Origin of the sequence: Caballeronia sp. GACF4 (assembly GCF_023631025.1) — a bacterium.
Taxonomy (GTDB): domain Bacteria; phylum Pseudomonadota; class Gammaproteobacteria; order Burkholderiales; family Burkholderiaceae; genus Caballeronia.
In genome coordinates, this window is record NZ_JALQDW010000026.1 from 394,100 (window position 1) to 420,094 (window position 25,995).

Below are 25,995 nucleotides of genomic sequence, written 5' to 3' on the forward strand. Positions count from 1 at the left end.
CGTGCGCACGGAGGGTTGCAGGATCACGCTCCGACAGCGGAGAATGCGTGCCGCCGGGGTTTCGGAACGAATTCTAAATACCAAGTAACAAGCAAATGATTGAACTGGATGGATCGGCCGGCGAAGGTGGCGGCCAGGTTTTACGCACGGCGCTCACGCTTTCGCTTTTCACGGGGCAGCCTTTCAGGATCGGGAATATCCGCGCAAGGCGAAGTGAGCCAGGGCTGTTGCATCGACATCTCTTAGCGGTGGCGGCAGCGCAAGCAATATCCGGTGCGCAATGTTCCGGAGCAGAAGTCGGATCGCGGATGCTGATGTTCGCGCCGGGGCCGATCAAGAGCGGCGAGTACAGCTTCGATATCGGTACGGCGGAAAGCTGCACGCTCGTCTTGCAAACGATTCTGCCGGCGCTTTTATTCGCCGATAAAGCATCTACCGTGCGTATACGCGGCGGCACACACAATCCGATGGCGCCGCCCGCGCATTTTCTGCAACGTGCATGGCGTCGCGCGATGGGCGACATGGGAGCGGTCATCGACATCGAGATCAAGCGCTTCGGCTTCTATCCGGACGGCGGTGGAGAGATTGTCGCCACGGTGCAGCCGTGCAAGGGCTTGCGTCCGTGCGAGTGGATGTCGCGTGGCGCGCTCGATACCGCGTATGCGGAGAGCTTCATCGCGGCGGCGCCCGCCGGCGTTGCGCAACATGAACTCGACGTGGTTCGTCCCGGCATGGGATGGGACGACTCGCAGCTGCTCGTGCGTGGTCTGGAAGCCGAACCGGGGCCGGGAAACGCGTTGCTCGTCACGCTCGAACATGCGCACGTCACCGAGGTATTTACGGCGTTTGGCGAACGCGCGGTATCGGCGGATAAGGTTGCGCAGACCGTGGTTCGAATGGCGGATCGCTATTTGGCATCCGCTGCGGCCATTGGCGAGCATCTCGGCGATCAGCTCCTGTTGCCACTCGCGCTCGCGGGCGGCGGCCGCTTCACGGTCGAGAAAATATCGATGCACGCAAGGACGAATGCGGAAGTGATCGAGCGCTTTCTGCCGGTGCGCTTCGAGTTCCATGAAGCCGACGATGCGACCGCATCGGTCGTCGAAGTCATGCGTCGCTGATCACCGGGGCATGTGAACGCTTCACATGCCCGAGCAACAATGCGGCGCACTTGTTCGCGCGAGAGCGGCATTCTTTACGTCGATACCGCCATGACTATTCATTCGCATGGCACTCGTCGTTATCGACAGACTTCTTACGGGCAAGCATCGGCGAAAGAATACTTCAGGCGCGTATCAAACGTATTCATGCGCGGTAGCGCCGGAGTGAAGCAGGTGCATTGAACTTGCATCTGCGAGCAAATCAAACACGAAGTTAAAGAGCACTATGACCAAACGTACAATCAACGAGTCCGAATTCATCACGCACGACAGTGAGAAGCTTTTCTACCGTCATTGGCCGGCGGCGAAATCGCGTCGTCGTGGCGCAATCGTCTTGCTGCATTGCGGACACGAACATTCGGCACGCGTCGCGCATCTCGTCGATGAGCTGAAGTTGCGTGACTTCTCCTTCTTCGCATGGGACGCGCGCGGACATGGCAAGTCGCCGGGGCCACGTGGATATAGCCCGAGCGTGGCTGCGTCGGTGCGTGACCTGCAGTGCTTCATCGATCATATCCGTGATGCGCACGGCATTGCCGTGGAAGACATCGCTGTTGTCGGGCAAAGCGTCGGTGCGGTGCTTGCAGCGACGTGGGTGCATGATTACGCGCCGCCTGTGCGCTGTCTCGCGCTGGCATCGCCCGCATTTCGAATGAAACGGTATATACCGTTTGCGCGGGCTGGGTTACGGCTCGCGCACAAGCTGCGCGGCTCGTTCCATGTGAAAAGTCTAGTGAGGCCCGAGCTGCTCACGCAAGATATAGAACGCATCGCGAGCTATGCGGCCGATCCGCTCATTACGCGGCCGATCGCCGTCAACATGTTGCTGGACCTGCACGATACGTCGAAGCGTATCGTCGACGATGCCGCTGCCATCACCGTGCCTACGCAAGTGTTGATTTCAGGTGCGGACCGGGTCGTGCAGCGTGCGCCGCAGGACCTTTTTTATGATCGGCTGCGTTCGGCTCGCAAAGAGCGCGTCGTGCTGCCGCGTTTTCGTCACGATACGCTAGGCGAGCGGGATCGCGCCAAGGCGCTGGAACCATTGCGCGCATTTATCTTGCGTGAATTCAATGCGCGCAGCCCGCGTGTATCACTCGTTCACGCGAACAAGCGCGGACCATTCCGCGACGAGTACGAGGCGCTGCTGAAGCCTCCAACAAAGCCGTTCGCACGTTTTTATTGGTGGATGAACCGGCTCGCGCTGAGGGCGGGCGGGGCGCTTTCGGAAGGCATCGCGCTTGGTCTTTCGCTTGGGTTCGATTCGGACGCGACGCTCGACTATGTCTACCGCAACGAGGCACGTGGATGCGGTGGCATCGGACGTCTCATCGATCGCTTTTACTTGAATGCGCCAGGGTGCAAGGGTATGCGGCAGCGCAAGACGCATATCGAAGCGCTCCTGGGTCTGGCTATCGCGCGGCTGGTTCGTGAGGGCTCACCCGTGCGTCTCGTCGATGTCGCGGCCGGGCATGGACGCCACGTGCTCGACGCGATAGCAAATTCAACCGACGACGCCAACGTGACCGTCGATCGCATCGTGCTGCGCGATGTGAGTGCGATCAATGTCGAAGCGGGACGTGCTTCGATCGCACGGCGGGGACTCGAGTCGATCGCCCGCTTCGAGCAAGCCGATGCCTTCGATGAAGCGTCGTTCACCACGCTCGAACCCCGTCCGACGCTTGCCATCGCGGCGGGTTTATACGAGCTTTACGGCGACAACGCGATGATCGAACGCTCGCTGCATGCGCTTGCGCAAGCAGTGCTGCCGGGCAGTTATCTCGTCTATACGGCACAGCCGTGGCATCCGCGACGCGAATTTATCGCGCGTTCGTCGAGTACTCATCGCGGTGAGGCAAGCCGGGTCATGCGGCGTCGCTCGCAGGCCGAGATGGATGAACTCGTCAGGCGCGCAGGTTTCCGCAAGCTGGAACAGCGTATCGATGAAATGGGTATTTTCACGGTGAGTCTTGCGCAGCGGGAAGCGAGGCAATGAGCGATGCGGCGGCCGCTATCGCTGCGCTGCTTTGTGCTGGCGTGGAGTGACTGTTGGCATCGCGGTGGCGTTTAGCGGACTTTGAGCGTCGTGTAAAGTCGTCGCCTAAGCCACCTTCACGGGCTAGTGCAAGCGAACAGTGCACAATGACGCCAAGAGCGACTTTAACCGCGCGCGAATGAAGCACCGTCGCTAGACAAGACCCCTTGCCGCAGAGAGACAAATGAAGAAAGGAAAACCCAAGCTCACCCGCGACGACGCCGAGCGTCTCTTCGAAGGTCTGCCGAAATCCAGCACGAGCGAGCGTAAATCCGGCCGGCCCGAGAATCCATTCGAAGCTGGCGCGTTCGAGCCTGTCGAGCGCATCGACGAAGAAGCCAAGCTCTGGAAAGACAACCTGATCACGCTGCCGATGGCGGTCGAGCTGCCCGCTGGCTATGAATCGGTCGCACGCATGCGCGATGCGATGGCACGAGCATGGCGCCTGAGATGGGTGAGGGAAAGCGGTCACGAAATCGTGACGGAATTTCCTGAAGGATGGTCGGCGCTTCGCCCGGAGAGCGGTCCTATCGAAGTGCGAGATCCGGCGGGCGTGGTGCGCGCCGTGTTTGGTTGGGCCAAGGATGCCGAGTTGCGAATCTTGCCGCGATATTCCCTTGAATCGCAGACCAACGGTTCAAATGGGCTGGGCAGTTTGCTCGTCCGCGATCGATCGAACGGTCAAATTCTCGAAAGATCGTCGACCTGGTCCGCGCAAAGTGGCACTAACCATCCCGATTGGACACGGCTGTCGACGTGGCTCAACTCGAATTATCCATTCCATCGCGATCCTTTACGGTACTGGGCAGACTGCGAGGGCAATCTTCAAGGCTAAGACACGGCTTGGCGCTTGATCGAATTTCTTTAGGGAATATCTTGCGACCTGTACGAGCGCGTCTTGCCGTGACACGCTAAGAAAGCACGCGCTTGGCATTAAAGCCCACGCGCCAGGCAAACGGAATCAAGCTATTTCGCTTAGCGCACAAAAAGGCCCAGCCACTAAGCGCTGGGCAATCCAGTGATTGAAGGCCACCGGAGGAGGATCTTGGAGACGAGGCGCACAAGACGATTGCGCGCCAGACCTTGAACGAAAACAACTGAACAGATTAGGAGCCAAAGAATACAGGCTTCATGCCGTCGTTGGCATCCGGACGGACGGAAGCGCTGATCTTGTGTCCCACGCGAGCCACTGCATGGTCGAAATTGCGCAGCGTATGGTGTGCGCCCGAAGCCGATGTGCCATCCGCGGCGCCGCCGACATCCGTTGCGTTATTGCCTTGGGCGTTCACACGAGCTTCCGCGGCTTGAATATTGGCCGGATATTGCGTTTGATCGCCGGTGGGGTTGTAGCCGGCTTTTTCGAGTTGAACCAGTTGCGCCTTCACTTCAGCGCGAGTCACCGGCTGGTTCGTTTGAGCGAACGACGACACGGCAGGGATTGCAAGAGCAGCGGCAACGATGAGCGATTGAACGAGTTTCATGATGCTTACCTCCAGGCTTCGTTTTTGCGCAAACACCCGTTTGCGTTTCAGTGCTTGAAGTCTAGGCGGCACGTGCTTGGGAATTAAGTGCGGACTGAACAAGTAATTATTGTTAAATACGCGTTAACCCTCAATAGCCGATGACGCCGTTGCATCGGACGCGCTCGCGTAAAATCGCCTTGCCGCCGTTCTTTCGTTCGAATGACAGGACACCCTATGTTGCAGCCGTTTGCATCATCAGAACCGTTCACGATTGGCGTCGAACTGGAAGTCCAGGTCGTCAATACGCATGACTACAACCTGACGAAGGCGACCACGGAGTTGTTGAACCGCGTTCGAGAGGAAACCTTCGCGGGGGCCATCGACCCCGAGACGACCGAAGGGATGATCGAACTCTCCACTGGCGTGTGCCGGAACTTCGACCAGGTCAGCAACGAGTTGCAGGTGCTTCGCGATACGCTCGTTCGCGCCGCCGACTTTCTCAACGTCGGCGTATGCGGTGGCGGCACCAACTTCTTCCAGAATTGGTACGACCAACGTTCCGATGGACGCGAACGCTCCGAATATCTCATGGGCTTATACGGGGCGCTTTATCAGCAGTTCACCATCTTCGGTCAGCACGTGCATGTCGGTTGCCCGGACGCCGACTCGGCGCTCGTCCTACTGCACTCGCTCTCGCGCTACGTCCCGCACTTCATCGCGCTCGCCGCTTCTTCGCCGTTCGTGCAGGGCAGCGACACGCAGTTCCAGTGCGCAAGACTCAATTCGGTCGCGCCGTTCCCCTTGTCGGGCCAGGCGCCCTTCGTGACGAAGTGGAGCGAGTTCGAACAGTACTTCGAGCGCATGACCAACACGGGTCTCGTCAAGAGTCTGAAGGACTTTTACTGGGACATTCGTCCGAGTCCTGGATTCGGAACGATCGAAGTACGCGTCATGGATACGCCGTTACGCGTGGAACGAGCCGCCGCCATCGCAGCTTACATTCAGGCGCTTTCGCGCTATCTGCTGGTCGATAAACCCTTGACGCTGAGTGAACGCGACTACGAGGTTTATCGGACGAACCGGTTCATGGCTTGCCGCTTTGGTCTCGATGCAACATGCGTGAATCCGGAGACGGGGCAAAGCAAACCGATCAGAGACGACATCCTTGCCACGCTCGATGCGATCAGCGGCCACGCTCAGGCTCTCGGCGGCCAAGCAGGCCTCGAATCGATCAGGCGTGCGGTGACGAGCGGCACGAGCGATGCCACGTGGTTGCGCCGCGTCTATGGCGCGCATGACTCCTTGCATGAAGTCGTGCGGCAGCAATGTCAGATATGGCGTGGCGCGCAGACGCTCGAATGAACTCAAGGCAATGACTAAAGCGTTAGCCTGAAACCGCGCACCAGCACTCCTGGCAATTGCAGGCCGCCTGTCGAACGTTCGCCCCACGTCGAGTCGTTCAACAGCAGTTCGGGCGTGGCGCCTATCCGGTCGAGTTCGCTTCCTAGCAGCCGATAAAGGCTGTCGTCGAAGCGCATGGCTTCGATGGGCGCGACGATCTCGCCATGCTCGACCCAGAACGTGGCAAAGCGCGTCATGCCGGTCATGCGGCAATCCATCCGGTCGGAGAAGTTCACGTACCACAGGTTGCCGACATAAAGACCGGTGTCGAGCGCGGCGAGCACGTCGCTGTCGGCGAGATCGCCGCCTTGCATCGAAAGCGATATGGGCATCTCATTCGCGGGCGCGCCGTTGGGACGCAAGCCGTATTCGCGGGCCGTGCGCGCGCTGGTGAGTTGCTGCGCGCCGCGGCCTGCTCGAATCAGCGGGACGGTCTCGCGCTCGTAGCCGTCTTCACTAAAGCCCGGTGTAATGCCGAGACCGATGTCTTCGGTGAGCGTGACGCGTTCGTCCAGCGAAGCCTCGCCGCTATTCAGGCGATGAAACTCGCTACGCGATGTTGCCTGCTTGCGTGCCGAAAACGCCGTAAAGGACGCCGTGCCGATGAGTTCGGCAAGCGCGGCCGGCGCGAGCCATGCACGATAATTCCCCGGCGCAAGCGTGCGCGCGGGCCGGGCCAACACCGGCATGCGCGCCGCGGCCTCTTCGACTTTTCTTGCGAAGACTTCGTCGCTCCATTGCTCGCCCGCGTAGGTCGTCTTGATTGCGCGTCCGCTTGCATCGTAAAGCGACCAGCTGAAGTTGAAGTTGTCGAGTTCATGCCAGCCACGGCTCCCATTCGACGATGCAAAGCCGCGCGCCATCGATCCACCGGCATAGAAGCCGACGAAGTCGAGCCGTGCCGCGCATCGTTCGACCACGCTCAAGAGCGATTCGATCTCCGGCAGCGTGCCGCGTCGTCGAGTGGCCTGGGTCCATGTCGCCGTATCGACGAGCAAATGCGGATCGGCGCTGGCGTCTTCGAGCGCGGCCCGCAGCGCGGCGAGGGTCCCGGCGACGGCTTCGTCGTCGGTATGCGCGTCGCCGCTTATCGTGAGCGTCGAATAAGCTTGGCGCTCGTTCCTGATGAGCCGCAGCGTCAACGCGCCCTGCGAGACGTGCCCGATCTGACGGACCTTGCTTGCATTGAAGCGCACGAAGTCCGATTCCTCGGCGGCAAGTGTGGTCAATGCCACTTCGCCTGTGACGAGCCGACGCTCGACGACATCCGCGAGCCGCATGAAGCGATGTTCCCAGTTTGCCGCGGCGGCTGTCATCGCGTGCCTCCGAACACATCCACGTTGCTGAACACGCATGCAGGCGATGCATGGCCCACGCGCACGATCTGCATTGGCTCACCCTTGCCGCACATTGCCGTGCCGTAGATGCCGCGCGTTGCTTCGTTGCCGACCGCGACCAGGCTGCGCCAGAAATTCGCCGAAATGCCGCGATAGCCCGGTTGGCGAACCACTTGCGTAAGCCGGCCATTCTCGATCAGTTGCCCGAACTCGCAGCCGAATTGAAACTTGTTGCGATAGTCGTCGATGGACCACGAGGTGTTCGTGCGCATCAGAATGCCCTGTTCGATGTTCGCGATCATCTCGTCGAGCGTACTCTCGCCAGCTTCGATATTGAGGTTCGCCATTCGGTCGATAGGCGGGCGGTTCCAGCTCGATGCCCGCGAATTCGCGACCCCGCCGATGCCCGCGCGTTGTTGCGAGAGCGTGCCGCCGAGCGCGCGTTCGAGCACGCCGTTGCGGATCAGATGGTGTTTGCTCGCAGCGGCGCCGTCGTCGTCGAATGCGTAGGTGGCGACCTCAGCGGCCACATCGGGATCGAACGTCACGTTCAAGAGCGGCGAGCCGTATTGGTAGGTGCCGAAGAACTCGGGCTTCACGAAGCTCGATCCGGCGAAGTTGCGTTCGTCGCCGAGAATGCGGTCGAGTTCGAGCGGATGACCGATCGACTCATGGATTTGCAGCATCATCTGATCGGGCATGAGGAGCAGGTCGCGCACGCCGCTCGGGCAGTTCGGCGCGGCGAGAAGCGCGAGCGCTTCGTTGGCCAGCCGCTCGCCGGCGCCATCAAAAGCGAAGCGATCGAGGATTTCGACGCCGCCTTGCGCGATGGTTCCGTAATCGCCGCCCAGCGTGCGGACCTGCGTATCGCCGTGGGCGTGCGCCGCGACCGCCAATTGCGGCATGGCGAACCGGAAACGCTGCTCGATGCGAACGCCGTCGCTCGTGATCAAGGTTTGTTCGCTTTCGATGACCTGCATGGACGCGGTGCGCTCGACGATACGCGGGTCGATGCTCGCCGCGGCGCATTCTTCCGCGAGCCGTTCAAGCCATTCGCGCCGCGCCGGCAGCGTGGCCTCGATGCCGGGCGACGCGTATTCGCCGCTTTGCGATGGACGCGCGGCGAGCCTGTGATCGACGAGCGAGACGCGTGCGCTTGCCTTGGCGCGGCGCGTGGCGAGGTCGAGCGCCGCCTGCAAGCCAGCCGGGGACAAGTCGGCGGTCGCCGCATAGCCCGCGCCGGCGCCGTGCCATGCAGTGAGCATTGCGCCGCGATCGCGCGCGGTGCGAAGTGGCTGGATCACGTCGTTGCGAACCTTGTGATCGTCCGTGCGTTCATCGACGAAGCGCACCGAGTGGAAGTCCGCTTCGCTGGAAAGGGCGCGAACGTGCTCGTCGAGTGATGGACCGTTCATATCGCTTCCGTGTTTTTACCGTCGGGTGCGCAAATGCGTGCGCAGGCAGCGTTAATATGCCATGGCACGGACCAACGCACGCGCGTTTGCGGATGTGTATCCTCTCGATGTCGTCATTCGAGGATGCCCCTGTGAAATACCCACTCATACTGGGCTTCGCTATCGTCGCGCTGGATGTCGTCGTGTGGCGCGCGCGTCTGCCCGCGCAAGACCTCGCGCGGCTGTTCATACGGCTCGCGCTTTTCGTCGCGTTGAGCTGGGACCTCTTTTCCTCTGACCTGAATCCGTTCACTCAGGCGCCTTACGCTGCCGTCGTCGAATTGCACTGGCTTGGACAAGTGCTCGAAATCATCTGGTGGCTGACGGGCGCGCGGTTGCTCACGCTTTCGCTCGACACCTTGCTTTTGCCGCGCGCCTGGCGCAAGCAGCGGCTATTTTCAGATGTGTTCGGTGCGGTGGTCTTTCTCGCAGCGGCCGTGGCAGCGCTCGGCTTCGTGCTCGAATTACCAGTGCGCGGGCTCGTTGCGACGTCGGGCGCGCTCGCCATCGTGCTCGGTCTCGCCATTCAAAGCACGTTGAGCGACGTGTTCGCGGGCATCGTGCTCAACACCACGGAGCCTTATTCGGTTGGCGACTGGGTCTTGATCGATGACGTCGAAGGCAAAGTGATCGAAATGAACTGGCGCGCCACGCATTTGCTCACGGGCCAGGGCAATACGCTTATCGTGCCTAACGCGGTTGCATCGAAAGCCAAGATTTCGAATAACAGCAGGCCGGCGAACATCCACGGAATTTCTCTCATTCTCGAGATCGATCCCGAAGCCCGGCCAAAGACCGTGCTCGATGCCTTGGGCCGTGCCCTGACCGGCTGTAATGTCATTCTCGACAGCCCCGCGCCTTATGCGCGGATGAAGCGCGCCACGCTCAATTCGGTGCAATACGAAGTCGTGGCGTTCGTCGATGACATGAACAAGAAGTCATCCGTGTCCAACGAGTTGTTCGATCTTTGTTACCGGCATCTCGCGGCTTCGTCCGTGGCGCTGCGCGCGCTCGGCATTCCCGCGCCCGCCGTGACCGCGCACGATGCACGAGAGGCCTTGCTCAGACGCGTGAGCCTGTTCGACAGTCTGACGAGCGATGAAATAGAGCGGCTTGCCAAGCGGCTCTTGCGGCACGAGTATCAGGCAAGGCAGCAGATACTCGCGCCTGACACGGTGCCCGACAGTCTCTCTATCGTTCATTCGGGTGTGCTGTCGGTCACTTATCACGAAGCGACAGGAGATCGCGAAGTTGCCCGCGTCGGTCCTGGAGAGGCCTTCGGGGAGGCCGGGCTGCTTGCTGGTTTGCCGATGCACGTATCCATCTCGACGCTCACACCCGTAGTGCTATATCAACTCGGTAAGGACGATATGACGTCGTTCCTGAAAGATCATCGGGACGTCGCGAAGCAGTTGTGTCAGCTCCTCGCTTATCGTCAGGACAAGCTCGGCCAGTTGACGAATCCCATGCCGGTGGAAGAGGAAAAAGGCACATCGCTGTTTCAGTGGTTGCTGGACAAGGTCAGGTTTCGGCACGCGTTGCAAGAAGCTTCTCAGGTCAAGCAGACCAACAAGTCCGCTTAGAAGAGGCGTTTGAGCGAAGACACGTAGTCGCGTTGAACGAGGCCATCCGTTGGCATCTTATGAAATTTCTTGGAGAGGTATCTCATGGGCGAATATAGGCAACTGCATACCGACGATGGCACCTTCGCCGTCTATGTCGAAGTTCCCGCCAACACGCCGGCGCCCGCCGTCGTGGTGCTGCCTGAAATTTTCGGTATCAACGCGGACATGCGGGAAACATGTCAGGAGCTGGCGAGGCAAGGATTCATCGCGCTGTGTCCCGATCTCTTCTGGCGGCTAGAACCGGGCGTCGAATTGAATAGCTGGTCCGAGGAGGAATGGAAAAAGGGCTTTGCGCTCTATCAGGCATTCGACATCGATCTGGGTGTTCGAGATGTCGGCGCCACGGTTGCCATGGGACGTGCCCTGCCCGAGTCGAACGGCAAGTGCGGGTTGATGGGCTTTTGCCTCGGCGGTCTGATGACTTTCCTGACGACCGCACGCGAGGGTGTCGATGCCGCCGCGGCTTATTACGGCGGTCAGACTGATCAGTACTTGGGCGAAGCAGACAGCATACGAGCGCCGATGATCATGCATCTCGGTACCGAAGACGAATTCATATCGACGGATGCACAGGCCGCAATCAAGGCGGCGATGAAGAACAGGACGAATGTGATGGTGTACGCGTATCCCGCATGCAGTCATGCGTTCGCGCGGCACACAGGTTTGCATTACGATGCGGCCGCGGCAGAGCTTGCGAATGAACGGACCTATGACTTGTTTCGGCGCGAGCTGGCGGGGACTTGAGTTGTCGGGCTGCGTGTTGGTGGAGGTCTTTGGCATCGGTGGAAATGTTCGCCATTCATCGCCAGGCCCACGCACTCACCGCCCGGCTTCGACTTACCACTTACGCCATTGCGTCCCGCTTCGCGACACACAACTCGATGAACCGCTGCACCGGCTGCGTAAGCGTCGCCCCACGCCGCGTGGCAATTCCATAAGGCGCGCCTGTCCTGTCGATTCGTATGGGCAGCACCGCCACCAGTCCATGTTCCTCGAAGTATCTCGCCACCTTGAGCGGCATCAATCCCACCGTCCCCGCGCCGGAGCGCAAGAGCGACAAGGTCGCGAACGTCGATGACGTCTCGATCGCATAGCGCGGGAAGGGCACTTGCGCATCGTCGAATAGCTGTTCGAGAAGCGAGCGCATTGGCAGGGTGGCCTGAGGGACGATCCACGGATTCTCGCCGATGCCCGCGAACGTCACGTTCGCGTCCGTGGCCAGCGGGTCCGCGCCATCGACGACGAAACACACTTCCTCCACTTCGAGCGGAATGAAGTCGTAAGCCTCGGGATGAACGCTGATGCTCGGCCGACCGATCACGAGATCGAGCAGCCGCTGATCGAGCATCGACAAGAGCCGCGCACTGTTGTCCTCCCAGACTTCGACGGAAATATCCGGCTGAATGCCGCGCAACTCTCGAAGCACGGGCGTGAGCCATACGGGGACCGAGCCCATGACCGCGCCGACCGCGAGCGTGCCGCCGCCGCCGCGCAAGAGGGCCGCGAGTTCATCGCGCAATGCGCCGATCTCCGAACGGACCGCGCGCGCATGGCGAATCACACAGCGGCCGAGTTCGTTCGGCACGATGCCGCGCGGCGAGCGCGCGAAAAGCTCCGCGCCGAACAAAGACTCGATCTCGCGCAGCGACTTGGTCGTGGCGGGCTGTGAAAGCGAGACCTGATGCGCCGCCTTGCGCAGCGAGCCGTGGTCGTCCAGCGCGATCAACAACGCAATGTGATTGCCGCGCAATCTACGCAAAATCGCATCGATACTGGTTATCACCGATATAACTCCAGCCTGTCACCTGATCCGAAGGTTTCATTATCTGGCCAGGGCGTTCTCTCCCTACACTGGCTCAGACGTCGCCGCCCATGCTCGGCCACGCGGCTCGATCATAGCCGCATTGATCGACGAACGAGCAAGCGAACAAGCGGGCGGCGTGATGAATCATGCATCCCTATGGAGAGAAGCAAATTGAAAAGAATCGGTATCGACGTCGGCGGCACCTTCACCGATGTCGTGATGGTGGATGACCAAACGGGGCAAATCTGGTCGACCAAGGTGCCGACGACGCCGAAGGATCGCGTCGTCGGAACGATCGAAGGCTTTCTCAAGATTCTGGAGCTTTCAGGCACGCAAAGCGAAGACGTCGCCTTTCTCGGCCACGGCACGACGATGGCGACCAACATGGTCGTGGAAGGCACGGGCGCTAAAACCGCACTCGTCACGACGCGCGGCTTTCGCGACATCCTCGAACTGCGGCGCGTGTCGCGTCACGACCGCGCCGATCTGTACGATCTGCTGTTCGACAATCCGCGTCCGCTCGTCGAGCGGCGCTGGCGGCTCGAAGTCGGGGAGCGTCTGCGTTACGACGGCAGCATGGAAATGCCGCTCGATCACGCCGGACTCGAAGCCCTTGCCGCACAGATTCGCGAGTCGGATATCGAAGCCGTCGCCGTGTGCTTCCTGCATGCGCATGTGAATCCGCAGCACGAGCGCGAAGCCGTCGATACGTTGCGCCGCTTGCTGCCCGACCGCTTCATTTGCGCATCGCACGAGGTCAATCCCGAAGCGATGGAATACGAGCGCACGAGCTCGACCGTCATCAACGCAATGCTCGGTCCGGTCTGCGGCCGGTATATCGGCAGGCTCATCAGCACGCTCGCGCAACACGGCTTTGCGGGCAAGTTCCTCTTCATGCAGTCGAACGGCGGTCTGGCAAGCCCCGCGATGGTCGCCGACAAGCCGATCGTGCTGCTCGAATCCGGTCCCGCGGGCGGCGTTTCCGCGGCCATCCGCAACTGCGAGAAAAGCGATCTCAAGAACGCGATTCTCGGCGACATGGGCGGCACCACGTTCGACGTATCGCTGATCCGCGGGTTTCGGCCGGAGCTGCGCAACAAAAGCCTGCTGCATACCTATACCGTGCGCTCGCCCAGCATCGATATCGACTCGGTGGGCGCGGGCGGCGGCTCTATCGTCTGGATCGATGCGGGCGGCGGCGTGCGGATCGGTCCCGAAAGCGCGGGCGCGGATCCGGGCCCTGCGTGCTATGGGCGCGGCGGCACGCGTCCGACCGTGACCGACTGCAACCTCGTGCTCGGCTATATCGATCCCGACAGCTTCCTCGGTGGCGAATTCAAACTGGACGCACAGGCGGCGTGGCGCGTGGTCGAAGAAGTCATCGCCAAGCCGCTCGGCGTCTCGGTGCCGGAAGCTGCGCAAGTCGTGCGCTCGGTGGCCAATGCACTGATGGCCCAAGCCATCCGCATCATGACGGTGGAACGCGGCTACGATCCGCGCGAATTTTCGTACATCTGTTACGGCGGCGCAGGGCCGGTGCACGCGGTCGATCTGGCGCACGAGATGGGCATTCGAAGAGTCGTGATTCCGCCGCTGCCGGGGCTTTTCAGCGCATTCGGCATGACGGTCGCGGACCAGCAATACGACTATCAGCGCCCGCTGGAAAGCGATCTCGCGATGATCGACGACGCCACCTTGCAGCATGCGCTCGACGAACTCACCGCCGAAGGCATGCAAGAGCTGCAACGTCATGGTGTCGACGCAGACGGCGTGAAAGTGGTGCGTCTCGCGGATTGCCGCTATGCCGGTCAGCCCGATGTCATCACCGTCGAAGTGCAGGGCGATGCACAAGGCATTCGCGCCGCGCTTGCGCAAACCTTCGAAACGGCGCATCAGCGGCAATGGAATTTCATCAGTAAGGACAAGCCGGTCGTGGTCGCCAACGTGCGTCTGCAACTCGTCACGACGACGGGTTGGCGCGGCGGCGTCGCAAGCAGCAAGGGCGGCGCGATGCCGAAGCCGGTGCGTACGCGCGAGGTCTATTTCGACGGCGGCGTGCGCACGCTTCCCGTGTTCGCGCGCATGGAGATTCCCATAGGCGCGACGATCGAAGGGCCCGCCGTCATCGAAGAGCACAGCAGTTGCGCCGTGCTCAAGGCGTCGCACGTCGCGCGTGTCGATCCCGATCTGAATCTCGTCATCGAACTGGCAGCCTGATATATACGGACATCCTCATGGATATTGTTACTTACGAAATCATCCGCAGCAGTCTCTTCGCCGTCGCGCGTGAAATGAAGATCGCGATGATGCGCACCGCCGGCAGCCCGCTCATGCATGCGAGCGGCGACTCGTCCGCCGCGATCTTCGACGCCGACATGCAGCTCGTCGCGCAAGGCAACGACATTCCGACGATGCTCGGCTCCGCCGTCATCTCGACGCGCGTCTCGGTGGAGGCGATGGGACGCGAGAACTTGCGCCCCGGAGATGTCATCGTCAGCAACGACGCGTATGTCGGCGGCGGCAATCATCAACCGGACGTGCAGTTCACGCGCCCCGTTTTCGCCGATGGCAAGATCGTCGCCTTCGTGATGACGCGCGGCCACTGGACCGATATCGGCGGGCAGTCTCCGGGCAGCTATACGGTCACCACATGGGACGTGTTCGCGGAAGGTATCCGCATTCCGCCGGTGTTTCTGTATCGCAATGACGAGCCTGTGCAGGACATGCTCAACCTGCTCACGCGCAATAGTCGCAATGCGCACGAGTTACGGCTCGACATTCAGGCGCAATACGCGGGCACGTTCGTCGGCGATCGGCGTATCGGCGATCTGGTTGCGAAGTATGGCGCCGATGCCTTGCGCGACGTGATGAGCCAGAGCCTCGATCACTCGGAGAAGCTGATTCGCGCGGAAATAGCGCGTATTCCCGATGGCGTCTACGAAGCCGAGGAGTATCTCGATCCGATCGAAGCGCCGGGCTGGAAACAGGAGCGTCCGCTTCTCAAGGTCAAGGTGACGAAGACGGGCGATCACATCACGTTCGATTACACCGGCACCGGCGCGCAAGTGCGCGGCGGCATCAACTGTCCGCTGTCGGTCACCTGCAACAGCACCTGGTTCACGGTAAAGGCGCTGACCGACCCGGGCATTCCGATCAATCAGGGTTGCTATCGACCGGTGACGATCATCGCGCCCGAAGGCAGCGTGCTGAACTGCCGCTATCCGGCCTCGGTCGTGTCGGGCAATACGGAAACGTCGCCACGCGTGATCGATCTGCTTCTGAAGGCACTCGCGCCCGCGGTGCCCAAGCGCATCACGGGGCAAAGCAACTGCGCGTCGTGCGCGGGCATCTTCAGCGGACGCGACACGGACCCGGCGCGCATTGGCCGCACCGGCCAGGAGTTCGTCACGATGCACGACGTCCACGCGGGCGGCATGGGCGCGCGCGCCGAGAAGGATGGCGTGAGCGGTGTGCGTGTGTACGTGGGCAACGCGGGCAGCCAGTCCATCGAGATGATCGAGGCGACATCGCCGCTCGTCGTCGAGGAATGGTCGCTCGTGACCGACAGCGGCGGCGCGGGACGCAGACGCGGCGGCCTGACGTCGCGGCGCGTCTATCGCGTCGAATACGACGAGGCGACCTTCACCGTCTCCGGCGAACGCGGACGCTCGGCGCCCGAAGGCCATTTTGGCGGGATGGCGGGCACGCGCTTTCAATGCATCGTGCAGCGGGCGGACGGCAGCGAGCACGCGGTAGCTGCGAAGGGCGGACAGACGGTGGTGTATCGCGGCGATCGCGTGTCGGTGCAGCCGGCAGGCAGCGGTGGTTATGGCGATCCGCACGAGCGCGATCCGTTGCTCGTGGCAGCCGATATCGCCGATGGCTACGTCAGCGCCGAAGCCGCCGCGCAACGTTACGGTCCGAGCGCACAGCCGGCAGCGGAAGAGCCGGCAGTCGCATCGCTCGCGGTGGCGGCGGAATGAGCGCGGGCGAAGCCATGAGCCCGACCTTGCCGCTCGCGGGCGTGTGCGTGGTCGAGATCGGCCATAGTCTTGCCGCGCCCTATGCGGGCATGATCCTCGGCTCGTTGGGCGCGGAGGTCATCAAGATCGAAAGCGCGGAAGGCGGCGACTATGCGCGCGACTGGGGCCCGCCCTTCGTCGATGGCGCCGCCGCGCTGTTTCATGCGGTGAACCACGGCAAGAAGAGCATTGCGATGACGCTATCGAATCGCGACGACGCGGAGGCATTGCGTGCGCTGATCGAGCGCCGCGCCGATGTCGTTCTGCAGAATCTCAAGGCCGGCGGCACGGAGAAGTACAGCCTAGGCGGCGAGCAGATGCTGCGCATGAAGCCCTCGCTCGTCTATTGCAATCTCGGCGCGTTCGGCACGGCGGGACCGCTGCGCGACAAGCCCGGCTACGATCCGCTCGTGCAGGCGCTTTCGGGTCTCATGAGTTTTCTGGGTCAGCCGGGCGAGCCGCTCTCGCGCATACCAGTGTCGGTCAACGACATGGGCACCGGCTTGTGGGCGGCAATCGGCGTGTTGGCCGCGCTCTTCCGACGCCAGACGACTGGCGTGGGCGAGGTCGTCACCGTGTCGCTGTACGAAACCGCGATCAGCTGGGCTGGCATTCAGATCGCGGATTATCTCGCCTCCGGCGTGCTGCCGGGCCGTTGGGGATCGGGAACGGCTGCGATCGTGCCGCATCAGGCGTTCGAATGCGCGGATGGCACGATCATGGTCGCGGCCGGTAACGACCGATTGTTCCGCCGCCTTTGCACCGTATTGTCTATCCCGACACTCGCCGACGATGCACGCTTCGTGACCAACGGCGCGCGCGTGAGCCATCGCGTCGCGCTCATCGACTTGTTGCATCTCGAGTTTCGCAAGCACGGCACCGCGCACTGGCTCGAAGCGCTCGACGGGGCGGGCATTCCGTGCGGGCCCATCCAGACCATCGATCAGGTGGTCGCGCACGAGCAGACGAAAGCGCTCGACCTCTTGCGCACGACCGACGATGGCGCGGCCACGGTCGTCGGCGTGCCGATATCGTTCGGCGGGTCACGGCCCGCGCATGTGGGCGTCACGCCCAAGCTCGGCGAACATAACCATCTGTTGGCGAAGACGCCACTGGAGACATCTTGAAACTCGCATCGCAACTTGGCGGCGCGCTCGACACGCTGTCGCTCGAAGACATCGATCAGCAAATTCTCGTCGTCACCCTGAACCGCCCGAATGTGTCGAACGCGATCAGCACGACGATGGGACAGGAGATCATCCGCGTTTTCGGCGCGCTGGAAGCCGATCCCACGCTCTATCGCTGCGTCATTCTGACGGGCGCGGGAGAGCGTGCGTTTTGCGGCGGCGCGGATCTCAAGGAACGCGAAGGCATGACCGACGAGCACTTCGGCGTGCAGCACTATCTGTTCGAACGCATGAACCGCGCGATCACCTATTGCCCCGTGCCGATCATCTGCGCGGCGAACGGCGCGGCGGTCGCGGGCGGGCTCGAACTGCTGCTCGCCTGCGATTTCGCGTATGCATCGGAACATGCCGTTTTCGGCTTCACCGAAGTGAAGCGCGGCATCATGCCGGGCGGCGGCGGCACGCAGCAATTGCCGCGCACCATCGGCGCCCGCCGCGCGAAGGAACTGATCTTTCGGGGAGCGAAATTCACGGCGCAGGAAGCATTGGCGTGGGGCGTCGTCAATCGTCTTTGCGAGCCGGGCCGCGTGCTCGCCGATGCCATCGACGCCGCCCGCGACATCTGCACGAGCGCACCGCTGTCCGTGGCACAAGCCAAGAAGGCGGTCGACCTCGGCATGCAGGGCGACTTGCGCACGGGCCTTTATCTGGAAATCGAAGCCTATAACCGGCTGATTCCGACGGCGGACCGTCTGGAAGGCATCAGCGCGTACAACGAGAAGCGCGCACCGCGATTCAAGGGCGTTTAGTTCGAACGCAACAGCCGGCATACCTATACCCGGATAACCGGAGGAGACAGACATGACCCCCAACATCGGCAGCTTCGACATGCCGAAAGCCGAAGCGACGTATGGCAAGATCACGCGCCGGCTCATCCCTTTCCTGTTCCTGTGCTATGTGTTCGCGTTTCTCGACCGCATCAACATAGGCATTGCGCAGCTCGACATGAAGCACGATGTCGGCTTCAGCGATCTCACATACAGCATCGGCGCGGGCATCTTCTTCCTCGGCTACGTGCTGATGGAAGTGCCGAGCAACTTGCTCTTGGCGCGCATCGGTGTGAAGCGGACGTTCTCACGCATCATGATCCTGTGGGGCTTGATCGCGGCGGGCACGGCATTCGTCACGCTGCCTTCGCATCTCTACACCGTGCGCTTCTTTCTTGGGCTTGCCGAAGCGGGGCTTTATCCGGGCGTGATCTTTTATCTCACGCGCTGGTATCCGGTCGAACGGCGCGCCAAGGTCATCGCGCTCTTCACGTGTGCAACGGGCATTGCGGGCTTGTTCGGCGGGCCGCTGTCCGGTGCGCTCATGACGTACTTCAACGGCTACTTCGGTCTGCACGGCTGGCAATGGATGTTCATCGTGCAAGGCTTGCCCGCGACCGTGCTGGGCGTGGTGGCGTTCTTTTATCTCGATGACGGCCCGCAGCAGGCGAAGTGGCTCACGGAAAGCGAAAAGGCCGTCGTGCTCGCGGATATCCGCAAGAGTTCGAGCGTGTCGGCGAAGCACGAGGAGCACACGTTCGGACGCACGCTCACGGACTTTCGCGTCTACGTGATGGGCTTCGTGTGGTTCACGCAGATTGCCGGCGTGTTCGCCATCGGCTTCTGGCTGCCGACGCTCATCAAGAGCGCGGGCGTGTCGAGCGCGTTGCAGATCGGCTGCTATTCCGCCATTCCGTATTTCGTGAGTTGGGTCGCGCTCATCATGCTCAACCGTCATTCGGACCGCACGATGGAGCGCCGCTGGCATTGCGCCATCGCCATGATCTTCGGTGCCGCGGGACTCGTCGTCGCGGCGTTCACGACCGGCAATCTCGCGCTGTCGCTTGCGGCGCTCTCGGTGGCGACCGCGGGCATACTCGCGCCCAACCCGCTCATCTGGGCAATCTCGACGGATTACATCCGTGGCAGCGGCGCGGCGGGCGGCGTGGCGGTGATCAATTGCGTGGGTCTGCTCGGCGGCTTCGTGAGCCCGATGATCATCGGCTCCATCAAGACGATGACCAACAGCATGGCAGGCGGCCTTGGCGCGATTGCCACGCTGATGGTGCTCGGTGCCATCGCGGCTGTCGTGCTTGCGCCGTCCACATCGAGCGCGCCCGTGAGCGAAGGACGCGCCGAAGAAGGCGGTGAACGCGTACCGGATGCAACCATCTGAACGAAGGGAGTGAAAATGAAAGATGTAGCAGTACAGATACGTGAAGTCGGCTTGCGCGACGGCCTCCAGATGGTCCACACCATTCTCGGCGCCGCGCAAAAACTCGAATGGTGCGCGCGCATGGTGGATGCGGGCGTGACCGATATCGAAGTGACGTCCTTCGTGCCGCCGAAGATCGTGCCGCAATTTGCCGATGCGGTCGAGGTGGCGACGGGCGCGCTTGCCATCGACGGATTGCACGCGGCAGCGCTCGTGCCGAACTTGAAGGGAGCGCAGCGTGCCTTCGATGTCGGCTTGAACAAGGTCCACTACGTGCTGTCCGCGAGCAACGAGCACAACCTGAAGAACGTTCGGCGCAGCACGGCGGAATCCGTCGAAGACTTCGTGCGCATTGCGGCGGCGCGCGATGAACTCGGACGGCGCGTCGTGCTGGGCGCAGGCGTGGCGACGGCGTTCGGCTGCACCATTGCCGGTGAGGTGGATGAAGGCATCGTGCTCGGGCTGGTCGAAACGTTGATCGAGGCGGGCGCGCAGGAGATCACCATCGCCGATACGGTCGGCTATGCGAATCCCGCGCAGGTCTATGCGCTCATGCGTCGCGTCATGGAGCTTGCGGGGCCCCTGCCGGTTGCGTGCCATTTCCACGATACACGCGGACTCGGTTTGGCCAACGTAATGGCCGCACTCGATGCGGGTGTGCGTGCGTTCGACTCTTCGCTCGGCGGACTCGGTGGATGTCCGTTCGCGCCGAACGCCACGGGCAACATCAACACCGAAGACACGGTGTTCATGCTCGAAGCGCAGGGCATGACCACGGGCATCGATATAGACAAGTTGCTGGCGATACGCGAGACGATTGCCGCGTGGTTGCCGGGCGAACCATTCACAGGCGCCATTGCGCGTGCAGGCTTGCCGAAGACGTTCGTGCGAGCAGGGGAAGCAGTGGCGGCTTAGGGCTCGCCGCTGGTGTTCACCCTCATGCTCACCTTTACGCGTTCGAGGCGAGCTTCTCCAGCAGATCGACGAGCAGATCCGGCGCGAGCACCATCGCGTCGTGTCCCGTGTCGATGGTCTCCCAATTCCACGCGGGCAAACCCTTGATGCGTTCGCGCACGGGTTCGAGCGTCTCGTATGAAGGGTTCGTGCAATGCACGTAGGTACACGGCAGCCCATTGCCGAGCGGATGCTGTAAGTCGAGCGGTGTGGTGTAGGTTGCGAGCGGGTGAGGCGTCAGGCGCCTTTGCACCCACGCGGCGCGTGCATGATCTTCCGGAATTCCGGTGCCCTTCAATCCGTTGACGGGCATCGCCAGTGGCTGATCGCTCGCCTGAACGGATTCCATGCGCTCGCGCACCACCTCCGGCGGTAGCACATCGAAAGCAGCTTGCCCGTTATCGACGAGCAACGCGTCCAACATGACGAGCGAACGTATCGCGTGAGGCATGCGGTCCGCGACGCCCGAAGCCACCAGTCCGCCGAAGCTGTGACCTACCATGACGATGTTCAAGAGCTCTTCGGCATCGATCAGATTGTTTATATCTGCGATGCAGACATCAAGCGACGTCGCGGCTTCCAGCAGATGCCGCCGTTCGCCCAAGCCCGTCAGTGTCGGCGCGAAGACACGATGACCGCGCGCGATCAGCTTGTCGGCGACGAAGCGCCAGCACCAGCCGCCATGCCACGCGCCATGAATGAGGACGAAGGTGTATCGCGGTGCGGCGGGACGAACCTGCTCTGCCGATGAATCATGCATCGATGTCTGGCTCCGGAAACGGTCATGCGTGAACGTCAGCACTGAAGGCCGCATTCTGCGACGGCTGCGCGTGAGTTGTAAAGCGCGAATAGCCAGTGAATCCGCGCTGCCTGTCATTACGTTCGATACTGGTTATCACCGATATAACCCGCGCATCTCACCTGATCGGAAGGTTTCATTATCTCGCCTGAGCGCGGCCTCTTTACACTGGACCGGTCCAAGGTTCCGCGCAGCGGCAGCCGATTGAAAGCCGCGCAGACGTCGGGATAGAGAGAGACACTATCGAACGAAGGAGACACGCTGTGAATCGTACCTTTGTTGAACCCGAGCCGGCGGTATCCGACGAATCATCAACCGTCTCGACGTCGAGCGCCGAAGAGCGGGCGCTCTATCTGCGCGTCACGCTTCGCATCGTGCCATTGCTGTTCGTTTGCTACGTCGTGGCTTTTCTGGACCGCATCAATGTCGGCTTTGCGAAACTGCAGATGCAGGACGCGCTCAGTTTCAGCGACAGCGTCTACGGTCTCGGCGCCGGCATCTTCTTTCTCTCGTACTGTCTGCTGGAAGTACCGAGCGCCATGTTGCTCAGGCGGGTGGGCGCCAAGAAGACGATTGCGCGCATCATGATCTGCTGGGGAATCGTCGGCATGTGCACGGCGTTCGTGACGAACGTCACCGAGTTCTACGCCGTGCGGTTGCTGCTCGGCGTCTTCGAGGCGGGCTTCTTTCCAGGCGTCATCTTTTATCTGAGCTCGTGGTTTCCGGAGAAGCGGCGCGGCGTGATCATCGCCTGCTTCATGGTCGGCTTTCCGGTCGCGGGTCTGGTTGGCGGTCCCGTCTCGGGATGGGCGATGACGCAACTCGCGCATGTCGCCAACATGGCGGGATGGCAATGGCTTTATATCGTCGAGGCGTTGCCGGCCGTGGCGCTTGGCATCGTCACGTTGTTCTTGCTGGACGACAATATCGACAAGGCGCGCTGGCTCAGCGAATCAGAAAAGAAAGTGCTTCGCGATGGCTTTCTCGTCGAGACCGAACGCAAGCGCAAGAATGAACATCGCGGTCACGGACGCCTTGCGGATGCGCTTGCGGACCCGAAGGTCTATATGCTTGCCTTCATCGACTTTGCGTTTGTCTGCGGAACGTATTCGGTGACTTTCTGGCTTCCTACCGTCATGAAAGATTCAGGCATCTCGAACCTCTCGCAATTGGGCTGGCTTTCGACGATTCCCTACGCCATGGGCGCTATCGGCATGGTGGCTATCAGCCGCAGTTCCGACCGCATGCTCGAACGGCGCTGGCACGCGGCCTGCGCCGGTGTCGTGGGTGCGGTGGCGTTGCTTCTCGTGTCGCATCCGACGAACTCGCCGGCCTTGACCGTCACCTTGCTGACCTTCGCATCGATCGGCATCTTCGCGACCAACGTGCTGATCTGGTCGCTCGCCGCGGATTATCTTCATGGCTCGCCTGCTGCGGCGGCAAGCATTGCGTTCGTCAATTGCATCGGCTTGCTCAGCGGCTTTTGCAGCCCATTCGTGATCGGCTGGCTCAAGACGATGACCGGCACGCTCGTGAGCGGCCTCTACGTGATGACGGCGATACTCGTCCTCGGGATCATCGTCATGCTCGTAGGGTTCAAGCCGCAGACAAGCAAGCCGGTTTGAGATGACCGACACGTTCTCCATACGTTCTCACGAAAACACGACGCTCATGCACAAGATCGCCATTCTCGATGACTTCCAGAATACCTCGCTCAAGTTCGGCAACTGGAACGGCTTGCGAGAGCACGCCGAAATCGATGTGTTCACCGACCATATCGATGACGAAGCGGAACTCATCGAACGTCTTCGGCCGTATGACATTCTCTGCGTCATGCGCGAGCGCACCCGCTTCACGCGAAACGTCCTGTCGAAGCTCGAGAACCTGAAGCTGCTTGCGAGCACGGGGCCGTGGAATGCGGCTATCGATATCGAAGCCGCCGACGAACTCGGTATCACGGTCTGCGCGACGGCTTCTTCGTTGACGGCTGCGGCGGAGCACACCTGGGCGCTCATCCTCGCGGCGGCGCGCCACATTCCCAGCGAGGCGGCTTCGTTTCGCGAAGGAGGCTGGCAAGTGTCGGTCGGCCGCGATCTCAACGGCAAGACGATCGGTCTTCTCGGGCTGGGTTATTCCGGCAGCGTGACCGCCCGCGTGGCACAGGCGTTCGGCATGAAGACGATTGCGTGGAGCCAGAACATGACGCCGGAGGCGGCCGCCAAGCATGGCGCGACCTATGTGACAAAGGAAGAACTGCTTGCACGAAGCGATATTCTTTCCATTCACGTCCGCTTGTCGGAGCGCACGCGAGACCTGATAGGCGCGGCGGAACTCGCCACCATGAAGCCGAATGCGCTTTTGGTGAACACGGCGCGCGGACCCATCGTCAACGAACGAGCGTTGATCGACGCGTTGCAGCGCGGACAGATTGCGGGCGCGGCGCTCGATGTCTACGATATGGAGCCACTGCCCGCCGGGCATCCCCTTCGCTCGATGAGCAACGTGATCGCGACATCCCACATCGGTTACGTGACCGAGGACTCGTACGCCATCTACTATGGCGAATCGGTCGAGAATATTCGCGCGTGGATCGAAGGCAAGCCCATTCGAGTGATCACCGCCGACAAGCGAGAGATTGGCTACGAGCCTGCGGTCGGCGTTTGAAGCGTACTTGCCTCGACGCTGCGCGAGGCCGTTCGAGTTGCCGCGGTGTCGCGAAACGGCTTCATCTCAGTCGGCGTAGGACGGGTCTTCCTTGTCCAGAATGCGCTTCATCTCTTCGAAGTGCGCGAGGGAGAAATCCGCAATGCCTTCCCAGTCGCGCGCCGTCTTCTCGGCGACTTCTGGCGACAGCAGTTTCAGCGGTTGTCCCGTTGCATACGCCATGCACAGAATCTGGCAGGCGCGTTCGAGCGTGTACATGTCGTCATACGCTTCACCAACGGTCGAAGATGTCACCATGACGCCGTGATTTCCCATCATCAAGCGCGACTTGTCACCGAGTAGGCCGGCCAGACGCGCGCCTTCTGCCGCGGTATCGGCCATGCCACCGAAGGACGTATCGAGCGCAACGCGATTGAAGTAACGCGCCGTGTTTTGTTCGACCGGCTTGATCTCCGGGTCGGCGAGACATGCGAGCGCGGTAGCGTGAATCGGATGCAGATGCATTGCCACGCGGATATGCGGAGCGAGCTTGTGAAGCTGTCCGTGGATGGCCCACGCGGTGGGATCGATATCGTCGCGGCCGGCCAGGTCGTCGGCGTCGTCGGCATCGAGCAACAGCAGGTCGCTTGCGCGGATGCGCGAGAAATGCACCCACTTCGGGTTCATCAGAAACTTGCGTCCATCTGGCGATACGGCCGCGCTGAAGTGATTCGCGACGGCCTCGTGCATGCCCAGCCGGGCGAAGCATCGGAATGCGGCAGCGAGATCGATACGAAGCTGGCGTTCGTTCATGAGTCGGGTATCCGGTGTCGAGGTGAGGGGTTCGAAGTCATGCGTATGAAGGCAAGTGGTCGTGCATGTCTGTCGAGCTCGGCGCCCGATCGACGATTAAGCACCTCCAACTACGCATCGCGCGCCCATCGAATGCGTCAAGGCGGGAAGCGTATTCTCCAATCAACAAACACCGCCCGACGCTCACAACCGTCCCAACAACTCCGCCTTCTTCGAAGCGTACTCTTCATCGCTAAGAATTCCTTTAGCGTGCAATTGAGCGAGCTTCTCGATGGTGGCAAATACATCCGACTCTGCCGCCGATGACCGAGCACTCACCGGCGCCTCCTGCACAGGCAAACCCCCGCTTGAGGAGACAACAGGAAGGCTCCCGACATCGACCAAACCGTGCTGGCTTCCAAACGTAAGAGACGCACCGTGCGACTGCTGCTGCGAGAAGCCGCCGATCTCGTGATCGAGCGTGTCGTAAAGCGTCGTCTTTCCGTTCACTTCTATCGCCAGGCGTTTGGCTTGAGAGAAGAACGCGTAGCGCATGCCGTTCTGTGCGCCGGTGCTATTCGGCCAGCCTAGATCGGCGGGCCACCAGTTGCCGGAATTGCTCGTATTGGCGGGAACGAAGAGACTCACCGAGCCGACGGGGCCGCCTGCAGTCTGCTGTCGATGACCATCACCATCGCGATGCTGATACTGAGCACCCTGGCTCTGCGACTGAAAACTGCCGCTGCGAATCAGGTCGGGCTGACTGGCGATCAGGCCAGAAAGCTCGGAGCACAAGCCGTTCACCTGACCCTTCAGGTGGTTGTTGAACAGGTCCGAGACCATGGTCATGCCACCCAGCATCCACTGGCCGGAACCTCCGAACTCAGGGTGGCTGAATTGCGCCATGCCGCCGTTTCCCCGAATCACGGATTCGAGCATGCTCATCACGGCATCGGTGCTAAAGCCGTGTCGCCGGGCAATTTCTCCGATGATTTGCTCGCCAGCCGGAGTCAGTTTTTGCATGATGTTCGCTCCCAAGGTTTCCTGTGACCTTATCACGCGGGAGAGTCGGGCGTGGTTTGCGCTGGCTTCAACCTCTTGCAACCAAAGCGGCGTC

Annotated in this window: 21 protein-coding genes; 14 read left to right on the forward strand and 7 right to left on the reverse strand. The window is 61.5% G+C overall.

Going from position 1 to position 25,995, the window contains the following annotated elements:
- The first annotated feature begins 95 nt into the window (after window positions 1-95).
- From rtcA to NCR40_RS25655, 3 genes are all read left to right on the forward strand, one after another.
- Window positions 96-1,121, forward strand: coding sequence for an RNA 3'-terminal phosphate cyclase (rtcA, locus tag NCR40_RS25645; RefSeq protein ID WP_250511058.1), 1,026 nt, complete (start codon window positions 96-98; stop codon window positions 1,119-1,121).
- Window positions 1,122-1,386: 265 nt separating this feature from the next.
- Entirely contained in the window at window positions 1,387-3,156 is a 1,770-nt protein-coding gene (locus NCR40_RS25650) for a bifunctional alpha/beta hydrolase/class I SAM-dependent methyltransferase (protein WP_250511059.1), read from the forward strand.
- 223 nt (window positions 3,157-3,379) lie between these two features.
- Window positions 3,380-4,030: a hypothetical protein gene (locus tag NCR40_RS25655; RefSeq protein ID WP_250469386.1), complete on the forward strand. Its 651-nt coding sequence runs from the start codon at window positions 3,380-3,382 to the stop codon at window positions 4,028-4,030.
- A 271-nt stretch (window positions 4,031-4,301) separates the two neighbouring features.
- Here the strand turns inward: NCR40_RS25655 and NCR40_RS25660 are convergent, their stop codons facing one another.
- Window positions 4,302-4,676 (reverse strand): DUF4148 domain-containing protein, encoded by a 375-nt coding sequence (locus tag NCR40_RS25660; protein ID WP_244830998.1) that lies wholly within the window; start codon window positions 4,674-4,676, stop codon window positions 4,302-4,304.
- A 216-nt stretch (window positions 4,677-4,892) separates the two neighbouring features.
- Here NCR40_RS25660 and NCR40_RS25665 point away from each other — a divergent pair, with 216 nt between their 5' ends.
- Window positions 4,893-6,020 (forward strand): YbdK family carboxylate-amine ligase, encoded by a 1,128-nt coding sequence (locus NCR40_RS25665; protein WP_250469388.1) that lies wholly within the window; start codon window positions 4,893-4,895, stop codon window positions 6,018-6,020.
- Window positions 6,021-6,034: 14 nt separating this feature from the next.
- On the opposite strand, the gene NCR40_RS25670 is transcribed toward NCR40_RS25665, so the two are convergent.
- Together NCR40_RS25670 and NCR40_RS25675 are read right to left on the reverse strand one after the other, a co-directional pair.
- Window positions 6,035-7,375, reverse strand: a complete 1,341-nt coding sequence (locus NCR40_RS25670; protein ID WP_250511060.1) for a TldD/PmbA family protein — start codon at window positions 7,373-7,375, stop codon at window positions 6,035-6,037.
- Window positions 7,372-8,811, reverse strand: coding sequence for a TldD/PmbA family protein (locus NCR40_RS25675; RefSeq protein ID WP_250511061.1), 1,440 nt, complete (start codon window positions 8,809-8,811; stop codon window positions 7,372-7,374). The genes NCR40_RS25670 and NCR40_RS25675 overlap by 4 nt, the downstream gene beginning before the upstream one ends.
- Before the next feature lie 131 nt (window positions 8,812-8,942).
- Here NCR40_RS25675 and NCR40_RS25680 point away from each other — a divergent pair, with 131 nt between their 5' ends.
- Both NCR40_RS25680 and NCR40_RS25685 read left to right on the forward strand, forming a co-directional pair.
- On the forward strand, window positions 8,943-10,433 hold the full coding sequence (locus NCR40_RS25680; RefSeq protein ID WP_250511062.1) for a mechanosensitive ion channel domain-containing protein: 1,491 nt from the start codon (window positions 8,943-8,945) through the stop codon (window positions 10,431-10,433).
- 84 nt (window positions 10,434-10,517) lie between these two features.
- Window positions 10,518-11,219 carry a dienelactone hydrolase family protein gene (locus NCR40_RS25685; protein WP_250511063.1) on the forward strand — a complete coding sequence of 234 codons (702 nt, stop codon included), beginning with the start codon at window positions 10,518-10,520 and terminating at the stop codon, window positions 11,217-11,219.
- Between the two features lie 100 nt (window positions 11,220-11,319).
- Here the strand turns inward: NCR40_RS25685 and NCR40_RS25690 are convergent, their stop codons facing one another.
- The gene (locus NCR40_RS25690; protein WP_250469397.1) at window positions 11,320-12,258 is read right to left on the reverse strand and encodes a LysR family transcriptional regulator; all 939 of its coding nucleotides are present in this window, start codon (window positions 12,256-12,258) and stop codon (window positions 11,320-11,322) included.
- Window positions 12,259-12,450: 192 nt separating this feature from the next.
- Between NCR40_RS25690 and NCR40_RS25695 the strand changes: the two genes are divergently transcribed.
- From NCR40_RS25695 to NCR40_RS25720, 6 genes are read left to right on the forward strand one after another with little or no spacing between them, the layout of a single operon-like run.
- A complete protein-coding gene (locus NCR40_RS25695) occupies window positions 12,451-14,496 on the forward strand; it encodes a hydantoinase/oxoprolinase family protein (protein WP_250511064.1) in 2,046 nt (681 codons plus the stop codon).
- A 17-nt stretch (window positions 14,497-14,513) separates the two neighbouring features.
- Window positions 14,514-16,262, forward strand: coding sequence for a hydantoinase B/oxoprolinase family protein (locus NCR40_RS25700; RefSeq protein WP_244830748.1), 1,749 nt, complete (start codon window positions 14,514-14,516; stop codon window positions 16,260-16,262).
- Complete coding sequence (locus tag NCR40_RS25705; RefSeq protein ID WP_250511065.1) at window positions 16,259-17,428, forward strand: CaiB/BaiF CoA transferase family protein; 1,170 nt, start codon at window positions 16,259-16,261, stop codon at window positions 17,426-17,428. Before NCR40_RS25700 ends, NCR40_RS25705 begins: the two co-directional genes overlap by 4 nt.
- Window positions 17,425-18,237 (forward strand): enoyl-CoA hydratase-related protein, encoded by an 813-nt coding sequence (locus NCR40_RS25710; RefSeq protein WP_244830744.1) that lies wholly within the window; start codon window positions 17,425-17,427, stop codon window positions 18,235-18,237. Before NCR40_RS25705 ends, NCR40_RS25710 begins: the two co-directional genes overlap by 4 nt.
- 52 nt (window positions 18,238-18,289) lie before the next feature.
- Window positions 18,290-19,651, forward strand: a complete 1,362-nt coding sequence (locus NCR40_RS25715) for an MFS transporter (protein ID WP_244830742.1) — start codon at window positions 18,290-18,292, stop codon at window positions 19,649-19,651.
- A 15-nt stretch (window positions 19,652-19,666) separates the two neighbouring features.
- Window positions 19,667-20,605, forward strand: a complete 939-nt coding sequence (locus NCR40_RS25720; protein WP_250511066.1) for a hydroxymethylglutaryl-CoA lyase — start codon at window positions 19,667-19,669, stop codon at window positions 20,603-20,605.
- A gap of 34 nt (window positions 20,606-20,639) precedes the next feature.
- On the opposite strand, the gene NCR40_RS25725 is transcribed toward NCR40_RS25720, so the two are convergent.
- Window positions 20,640-21,404, reverse strand: coding sequence for an alpha/beta fold hydrolase (locus tag NCR40_RS25725; RefSeq protein ID WP_250511067.1), 765 nt, complete (start codon window positions 21,402-21,404; stop codon window positions 20,640-20,642).
- A gap of 302 nt (window positions 21,405-21,706) precedes the next feature.
- Here NCR40_RS25725 and NCR40_RS25730 point away from each other — a divergent pair, with 302 nt between their 5' ends.
- Window positions 21,707-23,068 (forward strand): MFS transporter, encoded by a 1,362-nt coding sequence (locus tag NCR40_RS25730; RefSeq protein ID WP_250511068.1) that lies wholly within the window; start codon window positions 21,707-21,709, stop codon window positions 23,066-23,068.
- 46 nt (window positions 23,069-23,114) lie between these two features.
- Window positions 23,115-24,107, forward strand: coding sequence for a D-2-hydroxyacid dehydrogenase family protein (locus tag NCR40_RS25735; RefSeq protein WP_250469518.1), 993 nt, complete (start codon window positions 23,115-23,117; stop codon window positions 24,105-24,107).
- 66 nt (window positions 24,108-24,173) lie between these two features.
- Here the strand turns inward: NCR40_RS25735 and NCR40_RS25740 are convergent, their stop codons facing one another.
- Window positions 24,174-24,899, reverse strand: coding sequence for a class II aldolase and adducin N-terminal domain-containing protein (locus tag NCR40_RS25740; protein ID WP_250511069.1), 726 nt, complete (start codon window positions 24,897-24,899; stop codon window positions 24,174-24,176).
- Window positions 24,900-25,082: 183 nt separating this feature from the next.
- The gene (locus tag NCR40_RS25745) at window positions 25,083-25,901 is read right to left on the reverse strand and encodes an SHOCT domain-containing protein (RefSeq protein ID WP_250511070.1); all 819 of its coding nucleotides are present in this window, start codon (window positions 25,899-25,901) and stop codon (window positions 25,083-25,085) included.
- Window positions 25,902-25,995 lie beyond the last annotated feature (94 nt).